Raw genomic sequence first — 2,972 nt, forward strand, 5'->3', positions numbered from 1 at the left:
GGCTTGTCGCGCAGTTCCCCGCGCCCCTAAATGCTCTCCAGCTCCCCGCCCCTGGGGAAGGGGCCGTCTCTGTGCAAGGGCGGCAAGGAGGGCAACCAGGGGCGCGGGGAACTGCGCGACCAGCCACAGGCGGTCCGCAGACCGCCGACATCATCAGGTCGCCGGACGGGCCCGAGGATTTTGGTGCGGCAACCCGGAGGGCCGAGGCGCTGGGGGCCACCCCCGAGCACGACAAGACGGCCTGACGGCGCAGGGGGCGGAGCCCGGGGCTCGCGGGGGCTACTCAGGGCGCGGCTGAGTATCCGGGCCGATGCCCGGCGCCGGTTCCGCGGTCAGACTCCGGGCATGACCTCGTCCCCACCCCCGCTGCCGCCCGCCGACGAACTCGTTCTCGTCGACCGCGAGCTGGCCCGGCTGGAAGCCCATCGCGGGCAGCTGCTGTTGCGGCGTGCCTGGCTGATCTCGCGGATCTCCGGGCCCGCCGCGCCGCGCGCCCGGGCGGGGGGCGGCGGGCCCGTGCCGTATTCCGTCGGTCCGGCCGGACCGACCGCGGACGTCTCCGGGCCCGGTGCCCGGAACGTACTGCTGGCGCTGGGCGGAACGCTGCTGGCCATCGCCGCTATCGCGTTCACGGTGGTCAGCTGGGGGTCGCTGGGTATCGCCGGGCGGGGTGCCGTACTCGCGGCGCTGACGGCGGCCGCGCTGGGGCTGCCGGTCGTGCTGGGGCGGCGCGGGCTGATGGCCACGGCCGAGGCGGTGGCCGGGCTCGGGCTGGTGCTGACCGTGCTGGACGCCTACGCCCTGCGGCAGATCGGGCTCGGCGGCGGCGACCCGGTCGTGTACACGGGGTCGGCGGCGGCCGTGCTGGCGGTGGCGTGGGCGGCGTACGGCCGGGCGCTGCCCGGTCTCGCGGTGCCGCTGCCCGCGGCGGTGGCGGCGGCCCAACTGCCTTTGGTGCTCTGGGCGTCGGCGGCGGACGGCGGACTGGTGGCGGCGGCCCTGACGGCGACCGCCGCGTTCGACGTGGCGATCGCCGTGCGGCTGGCGCACCCGGTCGTCCGGCCTCTGGCGGCCGGCTTCGCCGTGGCGACGGGCGGCTGGGCGGCGGCGGACGGGATCGTCGCCTCGGCCCTGGCGGATTCGCCGGGCGCGGCGCTCGGCCCGGGGGCGCGGTTGACGGTGCTGGCGGCGGTGGCGCTGTACGCGGCCCGTCCCGGGACCCGGGCGGCCGTGCCGGGGGCGGTGGCCGCCGGTCTCGTCCTGACGGCCGCCCTGGGCGGTCCGGTACGGGCGGCGGTGCCTGCCGCCTGGGCGGTGAGCGCGTACACGCTGATCGCTGCGGTGCTGTTCGTCGCGGTCCCGGCCCGGCTGCCCGCCGATGTGGCGCGGGGGCTGCGCGGGGCGGCGGCGGGGGTCCTGGGCGGCGCGCTCGTACTGACGCTGCCGCTGACGGTGCTGGCCCTGGCCGGACCGGTGACGACGCTGCCGGGGTTGTGGCGGGGCGCGCCGGACGACGCGTACGCGGCGGTGGGTACGGAGCTGCCGGTGGCGTTCTTCTCGGCGGCGCCGGTGACACTGCTCCTGGTGGCGGGGGTGCTGGCCCGGTACGGCCGGTGGACGGACGCGCGGCCCGGGACGGAGCGGCCGGAGACGGAGGGGCCCGCGGCAGGGCGGCCCGGGACGGAGCGGCCGGAGCACGAGCCGACCGAGCCGTCGGGGGCCGGGGAGACCGGGCGGCTCGTCGCCCCGGGCGTCGCGGCCGGGCTGCTGTGGGCGGCGCTGGCCACGGTCCCGGCGGCCGTGTCGATGCCGTACCCGGCGGCCGTCGGGTACGGCCTGGCGCTCGCCCTGGGGGCGCTGGCCCTGGGCGCCCTCGTACGGTCGCCGGTGACGGGCCCGGTGGTGCCGGTCTGCGGGCTGCTGGGCGCGGCGGCGGTCGGCGGGCTGGCCTCGGCCGACCGGTCCGCGACCTTCGTCGTCCTGGGCGCGGTGGTCGCGGCGCTGGTGGCGGGGGCGGGCACGGCCCGGGCGGGAGCGGCGGTACGGACCGGGTACACGGTCGCCGCGGCCCTGTTCGGCTGCTGGCTGCTGCTGGCCGGGGCGCGGGCGGCGGAGCTGTCGGGGTCCTGGTCGGGGCTGCTGCTGATGGTGGTGCCCGCGGTGCTGTGCGCGGTCGCCGGCCGCCGGTCCGCGTCCCGGGCCGTCCCGCTGGAGGCGACGGCGGCGCTGGTGACGGCGGTGGCGCTGCTGCTGGCGTCGGGGGATCTGCCGATGATCTCCGTACTGCTGGGGCTCGCCGGGTCGCTGGCGGCGGCCACGGCGCTCCGCCCGGAGCGGCGGCTCCCGGCCGGGGGCCTGGCGGCGGCGCTGTTCCTGCTGGCGACCTGGGTCCGGCTGGCCGCCTGGGAGATCACGGTCCCGGAGGCGTACACGCTGCCCGTCTCGGTTCCGGCCCTCGCCTTCGGTGTCCTGCTGCGGCGCCGTACCCCGGCGACCTCGTCCTGGGCGGCGTACGGCCCCGGACTCGCCGCGACCCTGCTGCCGAGCCTCCATACGGCCTGGGGCGACCCGGGCTGGACCCGGCCGCTGCTGCTGGGCCTGGCGGCCCTGGTGATCACCCTCGCCGGCGCCCATCGCCGTCTCCAGGCGCCGCTGGTGCTTGGTGCGGCGGTGCTGGCCCTGGTCGCGCTGCACGAGCTGGCGCCGTACGCGGTACAGGCGATGGGGGTGCTCCCCCGCTGGCTGCCCCCGGCGCTCGCGGGCCTGCTGCTCCTGGTCACGGGCGCCACCTACGAGCAGCGGCTGCGGGACGCCCGCCGGCTGCGCGACTCGGTCCACCGCATGCGGTAGGCGCCTGCGCGCGTGTTCCGGCCCCGGGCTCCCGGGGCCGGGACGGAAAGCGGCCGGGGGGGGGGCGCCGGTTGTGGCGGGCCGGCCCCCGCCCGGCGGGGGTGCCCCCCCGGGTTTTTTTT

General features: G+C 78.9%; 1 protein-coding gene. It reads left to right on the plus strand.

The genetic code is table 11. The features are described 5' to 3' along the window. Positions 1-345: 345 nt before the first annotated feature. Entirely contained in the window at positions 346-2,850 is a 2,505-nt protein-coding gene (locus AB0G74_RS34280) for a hypothetical protein (RefSeq protein WP_361154624.1), read from the plus strand. Positions 2,851-2,972 lie beyond the last annotated feature (122 nt).

The organism is Streptomyces sp. NPDC020875 (assembly GCF_040641415.1).
Taxonomy (GTDB): domain Bacteria; phylum Actinomycetota; class Actinomycetes; order Streptomycetales; family Streptomycetaceae; genus Streptomyces.